16 protein-coding genes and 6 pseudogenes are annotated in these 15,659 nt (G+C 71.6%); 8 read left to right on the forward strand and 14 right to left on the reverse strand.

Going from position 1 to position 15,659, the window contains the following annotated elements:
• Positions 1-18 precede the first annotated feature (18 nt).
• From ACZ8AI_RS07065 to ACZ8AI_RS07090, 6 genes are all read right to left on the reverse strand, one after another.
• Positions 19-354: an MFS transporter permease gene (locus ACZ8AI_RS07065; protein WP_464857601.1), complete on the reverse strand. Its 336-nt coding sequence runs from the start codon at positions 352-354 to the stop codon at positions 19-21.
• A gap of 81 nt (positions 355-435) precedes the next feature.
• The gene (locus tag ACZ8AI_RS07070; RefSeq protein ID WP_464857603.1) at positions 436-696 is read right to left on the reverse strand and encodes a hypothetical protein; all 261 of its coding nucleotides are present in this window, start codon (positions 694-696) and stop codon (positions 436-438) included.
• A 75-nt stretch (positions 697-771) separates the two neighbouring features.
• Entirely contained in the window at positions 772-906 is a 135-nt protein-coding gene (locus tag ACZ8AI_RS07075; RefSeq protein WP_464857605.1) for a hypothetical protein, read from the reverse strand.
• Positions 903-1,556: a hypothetical protein gene (locus ACZ8AI_RS07080; RefSeq protein ID WP_464857607.1), complete on the reverse strand. Its 654-nt coding sequence runs from the start codon at positions 1,554-1,556 to the stop codon at positions 903-905. The genes ACZ8AI_RS07075 and ACZ8AI_RS07080 overlap by 4 nt, the downstream gene beginning before the upstream one ends.
• An 80-nt stretch (positions 1,557-1,636) precedes the next feature.
• A complete protein-coding gene (locus ACZ8AI_RS07085; protein ID WP_071291125.1) occupies positions 1,637-1,810 on the reverse strand; it encodes a CsbD family protein in 174 nt (57 codons plus the stop codon).
• Between the two features lie 84 nt (positions 1,811-1,894).
• Positions 1,895-2,467: a hypothetical protein gene (locus tag ACZ8AI_RS07090; protein ID WP_464857610.1), complete on the reverse strand. Its 573-nt coding sequence runs from the start codon at positions 2,465-2,467 to the stop codon at positions 1,895-1,897.
• Between the two features lie 116 nt (positions 2,468-2,583).
• On the opposite strand from ACZ8AI_RS07090, the gene ACZ8AI_RS07095 reads away from it, so the two are divergent.
• Complete coding sequence (locus ACZ8AI_RS07095) at positions 2,584-3,051, forward strand: hypothetical protein (RefSeq protein ID WP_464857612.1); 468 nt, start codon at positions 2,584-2,586, stop codon at positions 3,049-3,051.
• 324 nt (positions 3,052-3,375) lie between these two features.
• On the opposite strand, the gene ACZ8AI_RS07100 is transcribed toward ACZ8AI_RS07095, so the two are convergent.
• The 3 genes from ACZ8AI_RS07100 to ACZ8AI_RS07110 all read right to left on the reverse strand — a co-directional run bounded on the left by ACZ8AI_RS07100 (position 3,376) and on the right by ACZ8AI_RS07110 (position 5,381).
• A complete protein-coding gene (locus tag ACZ8AI_RS07100) occupies positions 3,376-3,570 on the reverse strand; it encodes a hypothetical protein (protein WP_464857614.1) in 195 nt (64 codons plus the stop codon).
• Positions 3,567-4,034 carry an Asp23/Gls24 family envelope stress response protein gene (locus tag ACZ8AI_RS07105; RefSeq protein WP_071291130.1) on the reverse strand — a complete coding sequence of 156 codons (468 nt, stop codon included), beginning with the start codon at positions 4,032-4,034 and terminating at the stop codon, positions 3,567-3,569. The genes ACZ8AI_RS07100 and ACZ8AI_RS07105 overlap by 4 nt, the downstream gene beginning before the upstream one ends.
• Positions 4,035-4,196: 162 nt before the next feature.
• Entirely contained in the window at positions 4,197-5,381 is a 1,185-nt protein-coding gene (locus ACZ8AI_RS07110; protein ID WP_464857617.1) for a helix-turn-helix domain-containing protein, read from the reverse strand.
• An 81-nt stretch (positions 5,382-5,462) separates the two neighbouring features.
• On the opposite strand from ACZ8AI_RS07110, the pseudogene ACZ8AI_RS07115 reads away from it, so the two are divergent.
• From ACZ8AI_RS07115 to pgi, 4 genes and pseudogenes are all read left to right on the forward strand, one after another.
• Positions 5,463-5,754, forward strand: a pseudogene (locus tag ACZ8AI_RS07115) (metal-sensitive transcriptional regulator).
• The gene (locus tag ACZ8AI_RS07120) at positions 5,661-6,002 is read left to right on the forward strand and encodes a heavy-metal-associated domain-containing protein (RefSeq protein WP_464858111.1); all 342 of its coding nucleotides are present in this window, start codon (positions 5,661-5,663) and stop codon (positions 6,000-6,002) included. The pseudogene ACZ8AI_RS07115 and the gene ACZ8AI_RS07120 overlap by 94 nt, the downstream one beginning before the upstream one ends.
• A 44-nt stretch (positions 6,003-6,046) precedes the next feature.
• Positions 6,047-8,261 (forward strand): annotated as a pseudogene (locus ACZ8AI_RS07125) (heavy metal translocating P-type ATPase).
• A 120-nt stretch (positions 8,262-8,381) separates the two neighbouring features.
• A pseudogene (gene pgi, locus ACZ8AI_RS07130) lies at positions 8,382-10,108 on the forward strand (glucose-6-phosphate isomerase).
• 182 nt (positions 10,109-10,290) lie between these two features.
• On the opposite strand, the gene ACZ8AI_RS07135 reads toward pgi, so the two are convergent.
• Positions 10,291-11,175, reverse strand: a complete 885-nt coding sequence (locus ACZ8AI_RS07135; RefSeq protein WP_464857619.1) for a LysM domain-containing protein — start codon at positions 11,173-11,175, stop codon at positions 10,291-10,293.
• Between the two features lie 157 nt (positions 11,176-11,332).
• Here ACZ8AI_RS07135 and ACZ8AI_RS07140 point away from each other — a divergent pair, with 157 nt between their 5' ends.
• The 3 genes from ACZ8AI_RS07140 to ACZ8AI_RS07150 all read left to right on the forward strand — a co-directional run bounded on the left by ACZ8AI_RS07140 (position 11,333) and on the right by ACZ8AI_RS07150 (position 13,473).
• The gene (locus tag ACZ8AI_RS07140; RefSeq protein WP_464857621.1) at positions 11,333-11,866 is read left to right on the forward strand and encodes a hypothetical protein; all 534 of its coding nucleotides are present in this window, start codon (positions 11,333-11,335) and stop codon (positions 11,864-11,866) included.
• A 115-nt stretch (positions 11,867-11,981) separates the two neighbouring features.
• Positions 11,982-12,557 carry an MFS transporter gene (locus ACZ8AI_RS07145; protein ID WP_464857623.1) on the forward strand — a complete coding sequence of 192 codons (576 nt, stop codon included), beginning with the start codon at positions 11,982-11,984 and terminating at the stop codon, positions 12,555-12,557.
• On the forward strand, positions 12,493-13,473 hold the full coding sequence (locus ACZ8AI_RS07150) for an MFS transporter (protein ID WP_464857625.1): 981 nt from the start codon (positions 12,493-12,495) through the stop codon (positions 13,471-13,473). Before ACZ8AI_RS07145 ends, ACZ8AI_RS07150 begins: the two co-directional genes overlap by 65 nt.
• Positions 13,474-13,737: 264 nt before the next feature.
• On the opposite strand, the gene ACZ8AI_RS07155 is transcribed toward ACZ8AI_RS07150, so the two are convergent.
• From ACZ8AI_RS07155 to ACZ8AI_RS07170, 4 genes and pseudogenes are all read right to left on the reverse strand, one after another.
• Positions 13,738-14,151, reverse strand: coding sequence for a zinc-binding dehydrogenase (locus ACZ8AI_RS07155; RefSeq protein WP_464858113.1), 414 nt, complete (start codon positions 14,149-14,151; stop codon positions 13,738-13,740).
• A 190-nt stretch (positions 14,152-14,341) separates the two neighbouring features.
• Positions 14,342-14,635, reverse strand: a pseudogene (locus ACZ8AI_RS07160) (alcohol dehydrogenase catalytic domain-containing protein); the annotation flags it as partial.
• Positions 14,632-15,061 (reverse strand): annotated as a pseudogene (locus ACZ8AI_RS07165) (organic hydroperoxide resistance protein). The pseudogenes ACZ8AI_RS07165 and ACZ8AI_RS07160, both read right to left, overlap by 4 nt.
• A 104-nt stretch (positions 15,062-15,165) precedes the next feature.
• Positions 15,166-15,634 (reverse strand): annotated as a pseudogene (locus tag ACZ8AI_RS07170) (MarR family winged helix-turn-helix transcriptional regulator).
• Positions 15,635-15,659: the final 25 nt, after the last annotated feature.

Consider the following 15,659-nt stretch of genomic DNA (forward strand, 5'->3'; position numbering starts at 1 on the left):
TGCACGGGAGTCGGCGCGTCAGCCGGTGAAGCGGTTCCAGAGCTCGGTGACGATCGGCCAGACGTCACCGGCGCGGTCGGCGGACCCGATGGCGACGAGGACGATCGGCACGATCGTGACGGCGATGGCCACGAGGACTTGGCGAGCACGACGGCCGAGGCGGCGGTCGCGGTGTGCCGTCGGGTGAAGGCGAGGACGAGCAGCGCGAGGTTGACCAACGTTTCCCGCGATCGTGACGAGTGCCACCCGCACGAACGGGAACGGCACGAGTCCGAAGGTGGTCGCCGTGACGCCGCTGAGGAACCCGACGAGGGGCAGGAACGCCCCGAGTGCGGTGCCGAGGACCAGGACCACGCCGATGCCCGAGGGCGATCCAGACGCCGCGTGGCCGGGGACGGCGGAGCTTGGTCCGGCGGTTCCCGGACCAGGCGGTGGTCACGGCTGCTCCCGGCGGTGCCGGGCGGCGTCGCCGTCCGCAGCGGTCGCGGCCGCGTCGGCAGAGTCTGCGGCAGCGGATGCGGCGTCCTCAGCGGCGTCGGCTGCGTCCTCGGCGGCGTCCGCAGCCGCGGCCGCGCGGTCGGCTGGGGCGGTGGATGCCGTGTCGCGGACGGTCTCGACCGCGTCGGCGGCTCGGTCCCGGGTGCGCTCGACCGCGTCGGCGGCTCGGTCCTGTGTGCTCTCGGCGGCGTCGACCACGACGTCGCGTGCCTGCTCGGCGGCGTCCTTGGCGGACGACGCGGCGTCGGCGGCCTGCTCCGAGGCCCGGGCGAGCTACTCGGCGGCGGCGTCACGCACGTCCTCGGTGGTGTCGGCGGCGGTCTCGACGACACGCTTCGTGGTCTCGGCGGTGGCGTCGGCCGCACGCTTCGACGCGTCAGCGGTGGCGTCCGCCGCACGCTTCGTCACGTCGGCGGTGGCGTCGGCCGCGCGCTTCGAGGCATCGGCGGTCGCGGATGCTGCGCTTGGTGGCGTCGGCGGTGGCGTCCGCGGTGCGCTTGGTCCCGTCGGCGGTCGTCGCGGCAGCGCGCTTCGTCGCGTCCGCCGTGGTCTCGGCGGCCTGCTTGACCGCGTCGCCGGTGGTCTCGGCAGCCTGCTTGACGGCGTCGGTCGCGGCCTCGGTCGCGCGGCCCAGCGGTGACTGCTCGTCGTCGAAGGGACCGTGCACGTCGAGGACGCGGACGTCCACGCTCGTCGAGGAGCTCGGACACCTGCCGCGTCGCGGCGGTCACCTGCTTCCGCACCTCGTCGGCGACGTGGAGCACGGGCTCCGGGTAGCTGACGACGATGGAGACCTGCACGCCGAGCGCGCGCCGTCGTCCTCGTCGACCTGCACGCCGGCGGTGCCGGCGCCTCCGGCCGAGCTGCTTGCGGAACTGGTCGGCTGCACGGGCGGCGATCCCGCCGAGGTGGTGCACACCGGGCACGCCGAGTGCGGTCTCCATGCCGTCCGGGCGACGATCGTGACGGTGCTCGCGTCGTCGGGCAACGGCTCCGTGAAGCTCCGCGGGCAGCGCCACCTCGGTGACCTGCGTGTGCGCGTTCGGGTCGTGCTGCATGGTTCTCTCCTCGTTCGGGTTCCGCCGGAACGCGTGCGGGGCACTCGACTGCGCGAGTGCCCCGACACGGTTCGTGCGACCTACTTCTTGAAGACGTCCTTGACGTCCTCGCCGGTCTGCTTGGCGCTCGCAGCGGCCTGGTCCTTCTTGCCCTCGGCGACCTTGGAGTCGTCGTTGGTGGCGTTCCCGAGCGCTTCCTTCGCCTTGCCGGCGAGGTCCTGTGCAGCGTTCTTGATCTTGTCGTCGAGTCCCATGACGGGTCCTTTCTTCGGCGGGCGTGCGCCCGGTGGGTGTGCTGGGTGGGCCGGGAGGCCCGTGGTGCGTCGTGCTGACGGGTGTCAGCGGACGCGGGTCGGCCTTCGCGAGCGCGGAGCGGGGTGCCGCCGGTGAGGTGCACGAGCACCGGCACCTGGCGGCCGAGCGTGCGGTCCAGGACCGCGACCGCCCGGTCGACGGCGTCGAGCACGGTGACCGCGTCGCCGCCGCGGCGGACGGCGACCCGGATCCGAGCAGCACCCGCTGCCGGCGGACGAGGTAGGTGTCGACCCGCGAGCCGCCGACGACGTCACGGACGCCGGAGAGCTCTCGTGGTCGAGGACGTCGCGGACGAGCGCCACGTTGACGGTCACCGCGTCGTCGCCGGAGCGTTCCCGGACGGCGACCGAGGTACCGCCACCGCCACGCGTGAACACCCACACGAGGGCGAGCACGATGACGAGGGCGCATGCACCGGCGATGATCCACAGCGAGGACGCGGGGACGTCGAGGCTGCGGGGGAGGTCGACGTACGGGGCGGTCGCGTCGCGGACGGCGGGCAGCACACCCGCGCCGATGACGAGACCCACGACGACGGCGACCAGGCCGAGCACGAGGAGGATGATCCGGTTGAGGGTCCGGTTGCTCTTGGTCATGCGAGGGTTCCTTCTCCTCGACCCGGACGCGGACGCTCCGGCCGAATCGTTCGTCGAGACCGCTGAGCCGGTCGCGGACGGCGTCGCGGACGACGCCCTCGTCGACGGGCATCCCGGTGACGGGGACCACGCGGACCTCGGTCCGGCGACCACGTGCGGTCGCCGAGGCGTTGCCCTCGGGGACGCCCGCGGCGGTTCCGGCCGCGTTCGCCGCGGTCGACGCCAGGATGCGGCTGTCGATGATGACGGCGCCGCGCTCGTGTTCGACGACGGAGCGGTGCTGCCGGCCGGGCTTGAGCGCGAGGACGATCAGCACGACCCCGAGGACGACCAGCACGACGGCGACGACCTCGGCGATCGTCAGGAACGCCGCGTCGGGCCGGAGTGCCGCGTCGACCGCGGACTGCGGGTCGGCGAGGAGCGGAGGCCGACCGATCGCCCGGAGGACCGACTCGGTGCCGATCCACGCCGCGACGAGGACGAGCACGACGAGGGCGACGGCCACGGCGGTCGAGCGGGAGCGGTGGACGCTCCGGCGACGGATGCGCCGTTCCACGGAACCGTTGCTCATGATGGCCTCCTAGGCGGTCCGGGTCTCGCGCTCGCGCACGATCCCGGTGAGTTCGATGTGGGCACTGCCGACACGACGGCCGGTGAGGTCACCCCACGCGGCCTTGACCTCCTCGGCGACCCGGGCGGAGCGGTCGACGATGTCGTCGCCCGCCGAGATCGGGCCGGTGATGTCGAGGAGAGTGCGCCGGACGCGTCGCCGAGTCCGACCCGCACCCGCTTGGCGGGGCTGCCGAGCCGTTCGGCTGCGACGGCCCGCGCCAGCGAGTTCAGTGCGCGAGCGGTGATCTCGACGCGGCCCGCGACAGCAGCAGACGAGACGCCGTCCGGGCCGGGGGTCATCGTGAGCTCCGGCGCCCGGTCAGCACGTCGGCGAGGGCACCGCGGTCGATGCGGCCGGTCACGAGCGCGGCCACGAGGGCCCCGACCGCTCCGAACACGACCACGGGCACGAAGCCCCAGAAGCCGAACTGCAGGTGCTGCACGACGGCGAGGACGGCACCGATCAGGGCGCCCATCAGTGTGTTGCTCATGCGACTCGCGCTTCCTTCTTCTCGTCGTCCTTGTCGTCGTCGTCACCCGGGATGAAGACGTCCTGCACGGTCACGTTGACCTCGGCGACCTCCATGCCCACGATCTGCTCGAGCGCACGGGCGACGCCGGCACGGACGCCGTCGGCGACCTGCTGGAGCGCGACCGGGTACTCGGCGACGATCACGATGTCCGCGGCGACCTGCTTCTCGCCGACCTCGACCTTGACGCCCTGACCGAAGTCGCGCTGGCCGATGGCGTCGCGGAGGGCGCCGATCGCACGGGCTGCACCGTTGCCGAGGGAGTGGACGCCGTTGACCTCGCGGGCGGCGATGCCGGCGACCTTCGACACGACGGTGTCGTCGATGACGGTCTTGCCCGTGACACCGTTCGCGCCGGAGTGGGTTCCGGTGTTGCGCGTGGCGGCCGTGCTGGTGGTCGTGGGGGTGAGGGTGGTGTCAGCCATTGTCGTTCCTTCCGATCGTCCCGCCGGGCGTTCCCAGCGGTTGCTGTTCACGGATGAGACGGGGCTCACCAGAGGTTCGTCACACCCGGGTCTTCGGTTTCAGCTGATCTCCAGAGAAACGGCCCGATCCCAGTGCTGGCGTACCCCGAGGGGTCGGTCGGGTCAGTCGACCGCGCGGATTGCGGCCGCTCCGCTGCGTTCCGACGCACCGCGGATCGAACGGACAGCCGCCATCGGGGACTCGCCCCGTTCCTCCTGGAAGAGCTGCTGGAGCCGTCGCGGACGCACTCCGGCCGCATCGGCGATGTCCTGCACCGTCAGGTCCTCGTCGAGGTGCTGCTCGATGAAGGCGGAGTGCGCGCCGGAGGCGCCACGAGGGCCGTCCGGTGGCCGACGATGCCCGCATCGTCTCGCCGGGGTCCTCGCCGAAGCGCTCGCGGTACGCGGCGGCGAAACGCCCCGCGTTCGTGCGAACCCCCAGCGCCCGCCGACGGCGGCCACCCCCTCGGAGCCGTCGCCGCGCAGGAGCTCCTGCCGGACGCGGTCCAGGCGGTGGTCGCGGAGGAACCGGTGCGGGGTCGAGTCGAGCGTGCGGGCGAACACGTCCTGCAGGCCACGCTGACTGAGGCCGCACGCCGCGGCGATCTCGGGCACCGACGGCCGATCGGACGCGTTCGCCTCGATGAACCGGATCGCGTCCCGCAGTCGGTTCGCCACCGGTACGTCGGTCCCGCGGTTCCGGATCGGGAACGTGTCGAGCACGACGACGGCGAGACGGCGGTTCAGCTCGGTCCGCATCGCGCCGAGCACCCGGTCGTCGACGAGCATCGGACCGATCTCGTGGATGAGGTGGCGGAGTGGTTCGCGCCGTGCGACCACCTCGTCCTGCTGGTCGAAGAGCAGCGGACCGGCCGGCAGCCGGAACCCGAGGTCCTTCCCGACCTCGCGGAGGAACCGGTCGGCGACGTGGACCCCGTTGTAGACGGTGCCGGTCGACTCGAACCGGTAGGCCTCGGACGCCGACGCGATGTAGGGGCTGCCCGGCTCGACGACGCGGGACCGGTCGGCGAAGTGCATCTCCAGCCGGCCCTTCGTCAGCCAGAACACGACGTGGTCGTCCCGCGCGCCGATCACGCCGCCGCGCTTGCCGCCCTCGGCGCGCATGGTCCGGAGGGTCAGGTCGTCGTCGCCCACGACGGTGTACTCGTACCGGGCGTCCTCGGTGGCGAAGGTGTCCGACGCGAAGTCCGAGCCGTGGTACTCGGCCTCGAAGATGGCGGAGTAGTCGGAGCCGTCGCCGTCGGTGAACCGCAGTCTGCGGAAGCCGTTCGGCGACGAGGCGGTCATGTCCGCATCTTTCCACGGTTGCGCCCGCGCGTCGAAGGAATACCCTAGGGGGGTACCGTATTGAGTCGGGTGGAGGACACGATGCACGAACACGTCGGGTACATCGGCGACAAGGACGACCTGCTCAAGCGACTCCGTCGCGCCGAGGGCCAGGTGCGGGGGATCGCCCGCATGGTCGAGGACGAGACCTACTGCATCGACGTCCTCACCCAGATCTCCGCGGCCGAACCGGGCGCTCGAACGCGTCGCCCTGTCGCTGCTCGAGGACCACCTGTCCCACTGCGTCGCCGAGGCGGTCGCCGAGGGCGGGGACGCCGCGAACGCCAAGGTGCGCGAGGCGAGCGAGGCCATCGCGCGACTCGTCCGCTCCTGAACACCGGAAGGAACACCGTGAACGACACCGTGAACACCGAACTCCTGCTCGTCGAGGGCATGACCTGCGAGCACTGCGTGATGAGCGTGACCGAGGAACTCACCGAACTCGACGGGGTGTCGGGCGTCGCCGTCCAGCTCGTGCCGGGCGGTCGGTCCGAGGTCACCGTCACGTCGGACGGTCCGGTCACGACCGAGGCGCTGCGCGACGCGGTCGCCGAGGCGGGGTACGAGGTCGTGCGCTCGTGACGGACGGCATCGTCGACCGTGTGGTCGAACTCGACATCACCGGGATGACGTGCGCCTCGTGCGCCAACCGCATCGAGCGGAAGCTCGGCAAGCTCCCCGGCGTCACCGCGACCGTGAACTACGCGACCGAGAAGGCGCAGGTGCAGGTCGACGACCCCGACTCGGCCGATCCCACAGTGCTGATCGCCGCGGTCGAGGCCGCCGGGTACGGCGCCTCGGTCTCGGCGCCGCCCGTCTCCGCGGACGACGACACCGCCGACACCGCCGGGTCCGATCCCTCCGCGCCCCTCCGGCAGCGGCTCGTGGTCTCGGCGGTGCTCGCGCTGCCCGTCGTCGTCCTGTCGATGGTCCCCCTGCTGCAGTTCCCGGGCTGGCAGTGGCTGGCACTGGCCCTCGCCGCGCCCGTCGCGGTCTGGGGAGCACTGCCGTTCCACCGCGCCGCGTGGGTGAACGCCCGGCACGGCGCCGCCACGATGGACACGCTCGTGAGCGTCGGGGTCCTCGCCGCGTTCGGCTGGTCGCTGTACGCACTGTTCCTCGGCGACGCCGGCACGACCGGCATGCACATGACCTTCTCGTGGTTCGCGACCGATCCCGAGGCGAGCGACCTCTACCTCGAGGTCGCCACCGCCGTCACGGTCTTCATCCTGGCCGGCCGGTACATGGAGGCGCGGGCGAAACAGCAGTCCGGCGCAGCGCTCCGCGCCCTGCTCGAGCTCGGCGCGAAGGACGCGACGGTGCTGGGGGGGGCGACCGAGACCCGTGTGCCGGCTGCCTCGCTCGTCGTCGGTGACGTGGTCGTCGTCCGCCCGGGGGAGCGGATCCCGAGTGACGGCACCGTGCGCGAGGGCTCCTCCGCCGTCGACCTCAGCATGCTCACCGGCGAGTCCGTGCCGGTCGAGGTCCGCCCCGGCGACGCCGTCACGGGTGCCACGATCAACGTCGGCGGACGACTCGTCGTCACGATCACCCGCGTCGGCGCCGACACCGAACTCGCACGCATGGGTCGGCTCATCGAGGACGCGCAGACCGGCAAGGCCGAGGTGCAGCGCCTCGCCGACCGCGTCTCCGGGGTCTTCGTCCCGATCGTCATCGGGCTCGCGGTCCTGGCGTTCGTCGGTTGGCTCGTGCTCGGCGGGTCCCTGACGGCGGCGTTCACCGCGGCCGTCGCCACCCTCATCATCGCCTGCCCGTGCGCGCTCGGTCTCGCCACCCCGACCGCCCTCCTGGTCGGCACGGGGCGCGGCTCGCAGCTCGGCATCCTCATCGGCGGACCCCAGGTGCTCGAACGCACCCGTGCCGTCGACACGATCGTGCTCGACAAGACCGGCACCGTGACGACCGGGGCCATGGCGCTCCGCTCGGTCGTGGCCGCCCCCGACGCCGACGTCGACCCCGACGCGGTGCTGCGACTGGCCGCGGCCGTCGAGGACGGCTCGGAGCACCCGGTCGGCCGCGCGGTGATCGCCGGCGCGCGTGACCGGGGCATCGCCACGGCGGAGGCATCGCAGTTCACCGCGACGCCGGGCGCCGGCGTGCAGGCCGTGGTCGACGGCGACGTGGTGCTGGTCGGCACCGCCCGGTGGCTCGCCGAGTCGTGGTCGATCGGCCTGCCGGAGACGCTCGCCACCGCACTCGCCGAGGCCGAGTCCGACGGCGGGACCGCGGTCGTGGTCGCTCGGAACGGTGCCGCGCTCGGCGTGGTCGTCGTCGGCGACACCGTGAAGCCCGAGGCAGCCGACGCCGTCCGTCGCTTCGTCGAGCTCGGACTCCGTCCGGTGCTGCTCACGGGCGACAACGAGGGGGCGGCACACGCCGTCGCCGCGTCCGTCGGGATCGACGAGGTCCACGCGCGCCACACCAGCCTCGAAGCTCGAGACCGTCCGCCGGCTGCAGGCAGAGGGGCGGAGCGTGGCGATGGTCGGGGACGGGGTGAACGACGCAGCAGCCCTCGCCGCGGCCGACCTCGGCATCGCGATGGGCGCCGGCACCGACGCGGCGATCGCGGCCAGCGACATCACCGTCGTCAGTGGCCGGCTCACCGTGGTGGCCGATGCGGTCCGGCTCTCCCGTGCCACCCTGCGCACGATCAAGGGGAACCTGTTCTGGGCGTTCGCGTACAACGTGGCGGCGATCCCGCTCGCGATGGCGGGGCTGCTCAACCCCGTGCTGGCGGGTGCGGCCATGGCGTTCTCGTCCGTCTTCGTCGTGACGAACAGCCTGCGCCTCCGTCGCTTCGCCCCGCTCGACCGCCCCTGACCTGGCGGCCCGACTGTGCGCACCACCTGCCGGAGCGCACTACGCTCGAACTCGGTCCGCGACGCAGTGCTGCGGTGACCCGCGGGCTTGTACGTCTTGAAGGTGATCCAGGAGGACCCCGTGACCGAATCCGCGCCCGTCGACCCCACATCGACCGAAGGCTGGAAGAAGCTGGACGGCATCGCCGCCGCGGCTTCACCCCGGACCTGCGAGGGTGGTTCGACAGCGACCCAGGCCGTGCCGAGCGGTACACGTTCCAGGCGGCGGACCTCACCGTCGACCTGTCGAAGGGCCTCGTCGACGACGAGATCCTCGGCGCTCTGCTGCAGGTCGCGAAGGACACCGGCGTCGCCGAGCGCTTCCAGGCGATGCTCGCCGGTGAGCACATCAACGCCACCGAGGACCGTGCCGTGCTGCACACCGCGCTCCGCCGGCCGAAGGCGACCGAGGGCCTCGTCCCCGCCGCCCCGCTGACCGTCGACGGCCAGGACGTCGACGCCGACGTGCACGCCACGCTCGAGAAGGTCTACGCGTTCGCGACGCAGGTGCGCGACGGCTCGTGGACCGGTGTCACCGGCAAGCGCATCGAGACCGTCGTCAACATCGGCATCGGCGGCTCGGACCTCGGACCGGTCATGGTCTACGAGGCACTGAAGCCGTACGTGCAGCCCGGCCTCGAGGCCCGCTTCGTCTCGAACATCGACCCGTCGGACATCTACGAGAAGACCGTCGACCTCGACCCGGAGACCACGCTCTTCATCGTCGCGTCGAAGACCTTCGGCACGCTCGAGACCCTGACGAACGCCCGCCTCGCCCGCCAGTGGCTGTGGGAGAAGCTGGGCCTCACGGACGCCTCGGACGACGAGAAGTCGAACGCCGTCGCGAAGCACTTCGTCGCCGTCTCGACCGCGCTCGACAAGGTCGCCGCGTTCGGCATCGACCCGGAGAACGCCTTCGGCTTCTGGGACTGGGTGGGCGGCCGCTACTCGGTCGACTCGGCCATCGGCACGAGCGTCGTCATCGCGATCGGCCCGGAGAACTGGGAGCAGTTCCTCGCCGGCTTCCACGCCGTCGACGAGCACGTCCGCACCACGCCGCTCGAGCAGAACGTCCCCGTCCTGATGGGGCTGCTCAACGTCTGGTACTCGAACTTCCTCGGTGCCCAGAGCCACGCGGTCCTGCCGTACACGCAGTACCTGCACCGCTTCGCCGCGTACCTGCAACGGCTCACGATGGAGTCGAACGGCAAGCGCGTCCGCTGGGACGGCTCGCCCGTCACCACCGAGACCGGCGAGGTCTTCTGGGGCGAGCCGGGCACGAACGGCCAGCACGCGTTCTACCAGCTCATCCACCAGGGCACCCGCCTCATCCCGACGGACTTCATCACCGTCGCGAAGCCGGCCCGTCCGCTGAAGGACGAGTCCGGCGACGGCAAGGCCGTGCAGCCGGGGCAGGACGTCCACGCGCTGTTCCTGGCGAACTTCTTCGCGCAGACGAAGGCGCTCGCGTTCGGCAAGACGGCGGACGAGGTCCGCGCGGAGGGCACCACCGACGAGGCGATCGTCGCGGCACGCACCTTCACGGGCAACAAGCCGTCGACGTCGATCCTCGCGCCGGAGCTCACCCCGAGCGTGCTCGGGCAGCTCATCGCGCTCTACGAGCACATCGTGTTCACCGAGGGCACCATCTGGGGCATCGACTCGTTCGACCAGTGGGGCGTCGAGCTCGGCAAGCAGCTGGCGCTGCAGATCGCCCCGGCGGTCGACGGCGACCAGGCCGCGCTGGACGCGCAGGACTCCTCGACGAAGGCGCTCATCGCCAAGTACCTGGAGCTGCGCGGCGAGTAACGCGCACCTGACGGACGGGAGGCGCGGTGCCAGCTGGCACCGCGCCTCCCCGTCCGTCTGCCGATCGTGCTGGCCGCGGGGCGGACCCGAGGCGGTTTTCGCGCTGAGCGACAGTTCACGCGCGGCGCGGCCGGTGAGGTGTCGCTCACCGCGAAACGTCGCCGGCGCCGTGGCCGCCGGGGTCAGCGGCCGAGCGGGTCGAGGTTGAGCGACGTGCCCTCGTAGAGGTGCTGGTCCTCGCCGAACACCTGCACGCCCTCGTTCAGCCACACCAGGTCGCGCACCGTGATGCCAAAGCGCGCGGCGACGTCGCCGATGAGGTCGTCCGGCGCGACCGTGTAGGTCTTCGGTGCACCGGAGGCCGTGGTCGCCGTGACCGGCCCGTTCGCGTTCGCGCGGGTGCCGGCGTCCTTCGGGTGTACGTTCGTCTGCCGTGCGGGGACCGACCAGCGGACGGTCGTGACGGCGAGGACCTTGTCGGCGGCGATCTCGACGGGGACGTCCTGCCCGGGCGCCGCCGCGGAGTACGTCACGAGCGTCCCGAGGTGCGACAGGTCGACCCCGGACCCGCTGAGCGGCACGTTCGCCGCGATCGCACCGCTGGTCGGGCCACCGAGGGTGTGGTCGCCGACGCCGTGGTACGTGAGCCCGTCGCCGACCTTCCGCGGCAGGTCGAACAGCCCGACGCCGATCGGCACCGGCAGGGTCGAGGTGATCCCGGAGTACTGCGCGGTGAAGGAGTCGTCACCGTTGGCGACCATCCGGAAGTGGAAGTGGATGCTGCCCTTGGGGGAGGCGACGTCGCCCTGCGCCAGGACGGTGCCGGCCGGGATGGGCGTGAGCGTCGGAGGCCGGGGCAGCGGCCTCGGTCGGTGCCGGGGTGGGGCGTGCGGGGGTTCGCCGACGCCTCGAGCAGGTCCGACGCGGACTCGCCGTCGGGGTCGGCGTCGGGGTGGCGCTCGGCGGCGCGGACGTCGCCGGCGGGCTGGACGGCGCGGGCAGCGCTCCGTCGGATCCGCGCAGCAACGAGCACCCGGACAGCGCGACGGTCCCCAGGACGACGGCACCGATCGTCACGAAAACGCTTCATGGTTCCCCCTCGCGACGATGCTAGCGCGGCGTCGCGCCCGGACGGAGGGGCGGTTGCGGGCTGTGTCCTGCGGCACACCGCACCGGTCCGGGCGTGGTGGGACGGTGTCGGTCGGAGCGGCTACCGTCGTGGGTATGGAGCGTTCGGAGATCCTCGCCGCTGCAGCCGCCGCGCGCGCCGCCCGCATCGCCGAGGAAGGCGGTGACGACGCTGCCGCGCGGGAACGTGCCGAGAGCGTCCGTCGTCGTGCCGACGGCCTGACCGACCGGTTCGACACCGTCGAGGGGACGAGCGCCGAGTCCGATGCGCGCGACGCCGACCGCCGTCGCGCGGGCGAGGGACCGTGCAGCCTCCCGGACCGAGGGGTCACTGTCGGACTGGCACCGCATGGGCACCCGACGCGGCGTCACGCCGGACGACCAGGTCCGCACGGCCTGGACCGTCACCGGGGTCCCCGAACCCGGCGAGGCGCGGGCGGCTCGCGAACGTCCTGCTCTCGACCGCCGGGCACGCCGGTCGGGTCGCCGACGCCGCACGCCGGAACCCCCGGCTCGCCGGAGCCGCCAGCGCTGCCGCGCGCCGGACGGTCCGGCGCTACACCGACCACGGTGCGGACATGTCCTCGCTGGGGGACGTGCTCGCCTGAACCGCCCCGCGACGAGGAGTGAGGCACCCTCGCCCCTGATCAGGACTTTCGTGGAGCGATCCAATCCGTCTGATGTCCATATGTGTGATTGACAGGACATGGAAACGGGTTACGATCCTTTCCAAGCGATGAAGGGGGTGATCACTGACGAGAAGGAGTCACCCGCATGGTCGAGGCATCAAACCGGACAGCCCCGAAGACGGCGCTCCCGCCGGTCGGGAAGGGCTCCGCACGTCCGCCGCCTCGGCGTCCTCGCCCTCGTCGCCACCTTCGGCGGCCTCCTGTTCGGCTACGACACCGGTGTGATCAACGGCGCGCTGCTGCCGATGAAGCAGGAGCCCGGCCTCACGAACTTCACCGAGGGCGTGGTCATGAAGCTCGCTCCTCTTCGGTGCCGCCATCGGCGCTCATGCTCGGTGGCCGCATCGCCGACGGCCTGGGTCGTCGGAAGACGATCATCCTGGCTCGCCGTGACGTTCTTCGTCGGCACGCTCGTCTGCGTCTTCGCGCCGGCCTTCGGCGTGATGGTCGTCGGTCGTGTGCTGCTCGGCCTGGCGGTCGGTGGTGCCTCCACGGTCGTCCCGGTGTTCCTCGCCGAACTCGCGCCGTACGAGATCCGCGGATCGCTTCTCCGGTCGCAACGAGCTGATGATCGTCATCGGACAGCTCGCCGCGTTCGTGGTGAATGCGATCATCGGCAACCTCTGGGGTGAGGGCAACGGGGTCTGGCGCGTCATGCTCGCCGTCTGCGCCCTGCCCGCGATCGCGCTCTTCATCGGGATGCTCCGCGTGCCGGAGTCGCCGCGGTGGCTGGCGTCGAAGGGCCGCAACGACGAGGCGCTCGAGGTCCTCGGGCAGATCCGCTCGAAGGAGCGTGCGTCGGCCGAGCTCGAGGACATCAAGCGGACGAACGCCTTCGAGGAGAAGGTCCAGCGCGAGAGCGGCTGGCGCGTCCTGCTCGGCAACAAGTGGCTCATCCGGATCGTGCTCATCGGTGCGGGCATCGGCGTCGCGCAGCAGCTGACCGGCATCAACTCGATCATGTACTACGGCCAGACCGTCCTGATCGAGTCGGGCTTCCAGCAGTCGGCGGCGCTCATCGCGAACATCGCGCCGGGCATCATCGCCGTGGTCGGTGGCTTCATCGCCATCTACAACATGGAGAAGATCAACCGTCGGACGACGCTGATCCTCGGGTACTCGCTGACGACGGTCTGCCACTTCCTGATCGGCATCGCCTCGATGACGCTCGTCGAGGGCAACCCCGCTCGTCCCTGGGTCATCCTGTTCCTCGTGGTCGCCTTCGTCGGTTCGATGCAGACCTTCCTCAACATCGCGACCTGGGTGATCCTGTCCGAGATCTTCCCGACGCAGATCCGTGCGCTCGGCATGGGGATCGCGGTCTTCTGCCTCTGGATCGCGAACGCGTTCCTCGGGCTGTACTTCCCGACGATCGTCGCCGCCACGGGCATCACCGGCACGTTCTTCGGCTTCGCGATCGTCGGCGTCCTCGCGCTGCTCTTCATCTGGAAGTTCGTGCCGGAGAGCCGCGGCCGCACCCTGGAAGAGGTCGAAGAGGGCGTCACCACCGGCAACATCTTCACGGTCCCGCCGAAGGCGCGCCGGTGACGGTGGGGCGTCGCTGACGCAGTCCATCGAGGAGCAGAAGACGTCGGGTCGGCCAATGGCACCCGACGTCTTCTGCTCCCTCGACGGGTGACCGGGTGACGGGACGACGGACGGGAGGCGCGGTGCCAGCTGGCACCGCGCCTCCCGTCCGTCTGCTGGCGGCGCTACGGGCGCAGGAGTACCTTGCCGACGCGGCCGGCGGTGTCGCTCGCGCGCACCGCGTCGCGGACGTCCTCGAAGGCGAACGTCTCGGCGACGGGGGCGTCAGCAGCCGTCGAGCACGCGGGTGATGAGCTCACCGAAGAGCTGCTGCTTCGTCTCGCCCGGCATGGTGCGGCTGACGACACTGCCCCAGAAGCCCTTGATCGTGACCTGCTTGAAGATCACGGCCCCGGACGGGATCGTCATCGTCGGCGACGCCATGGCGCCGAACACGACGAGGGTCCCGTTCTCGGCGAGCGTCGACACGATGTCCGCGGCGGCCTGTCCGCCCACCGACTCGACGCCGGCGATGATCGGCGCACCGCCGGTGATCGCCGTGACCTGGTCCTGCCAGTCGTCGCCGTCGGTCGCGACGATCCGCTCGATGCCCTGCTCGCGGAGTTCGTCGACACCGGCCGCACGCCGGACGAGGCCGACGACGTTGATGCCCCGGGCGGCGGCGAGCTGCGCGACCATGCGGCCGACGGCGCCGTTCGCGGCGTTCTGGATCATCCAGTCGCCCTCGTGCAGGTCGAGCGAGTGCAGCAGGCTGATCGCGCTGAACGGCATCGACACGAGCTGGGCGGCGGCCTCGTCCGGACATCGCGTCGGGCACCGGGATGAGCCCGGCCGCGTCGGCGACGTAGTACTCGGCCCAGACGCCGAAGGTGCCGCCGGCGACGCGCTGGCCGACCTGCAGGTTCGTGACGCCCTCGCCGAGCGACTCGACGACACCGAGCGCCTCGGTGCCGGACTGGGCGGGCAGCTCGAGCTTGAAGCCGTAGGTGCCGCGCACGGTCCACAGGTCGTGGTTGTGGATGGGGGAGAGCACGGTGCGGACGAGGACCTGCCCGGTGCCGGGCTGGGGGACCGGACGCTCGGCGACGGTCAGGACGTCGGCGGGCTCGGCGAAGGTCTCGTGCACGACGGCGCGCATCGTGGTGGGGGTGGTGTCGGTCATGGACTAGTCCTCGAGACGGTGATCGTGACGTCGATGTTGCCGCGCGTCGCGTTCGAGTAGGGGCAGACCTGGTGGGCAGCGTCCGCGAGGGCCTGGGCCTGGTCGTGCTCCACGCCGGGGATGACGACCTCGAGCATGACGGCCAGCTGGTAGCCGCCCTGGCCGTTCGGGCCGATCTGCACGCGGCCGCCGACGGATGAGTCGGCGATCTTCCGCCTTCTGGCTGCGGGCGACGCCCTGCAGCGCGGAGTGGAAGCACGCGGCGTAGCCGGCGGCGAAGAGCTGCTCGGGGTTGGTGCCGGCGCCGGAGCCGCCCATCTCCTTCGGGATGGCGAGGTCGAGCGCGAACGAGCCGTCGCTGGTGGCGACGCGGCCGTCACGGCCGGCGCCGGTGGAGAGGGCCTCGGCGGTGTAGAGGGCTTCCATGTGGTGTTCCTTCCTTCGTGGGTCAGTGTGGTCTTCGTCGTGGTGCGAGCCGTTCCTTCGCGCTGAGCGACAGTTCACGGACTCGGAGACGCGTGAGGTGTCGGTCAGGCCGTGACGTCGCGCGGGGCGTCAGCGGCCGCGGCGACGGTGGTGGTGGCGTGCATGGTCTCGGTGAGCCGGTGCAGCGTGGCGATGAGCTCCGTCGCGGCCTGCTCGTCGGACAGTCCCATCCCGGCGGCGATCCGGGCCGGGATGTGCGCGAGCTCCGGACGGAGGGCCGTCCCGCGCTCACCGATGGTCACCGTGACGACGCGCTCGTCGGCGCTGCGGCGCTCGCGGCGGACGAGTCCGGCCTGCTCCATGCGGCGGAGCAGGGGGAGAGCGTGCCGGAGTCGAGCTGCAGGTGGTCGCCGAGGCTGGAGACGGTCTGGTCGCCCTCGATCCACAGGGTCACGAGCACGAGGTACTGCGGGTAGGTCAGCCCCACGGCTCGAGCAGTGTCCGGTACGCCTGGGTCGTCGCACGGGAGGCCGCGTAGAGGGAGAAGCACACCATCTCGTCGGTCACGGGCATGGCACAAGCATTGCACGCAACCGAG

The sequence above is a fragment of the Curtobacterium sp. AC273 genome (assembly GCF_979253735.1).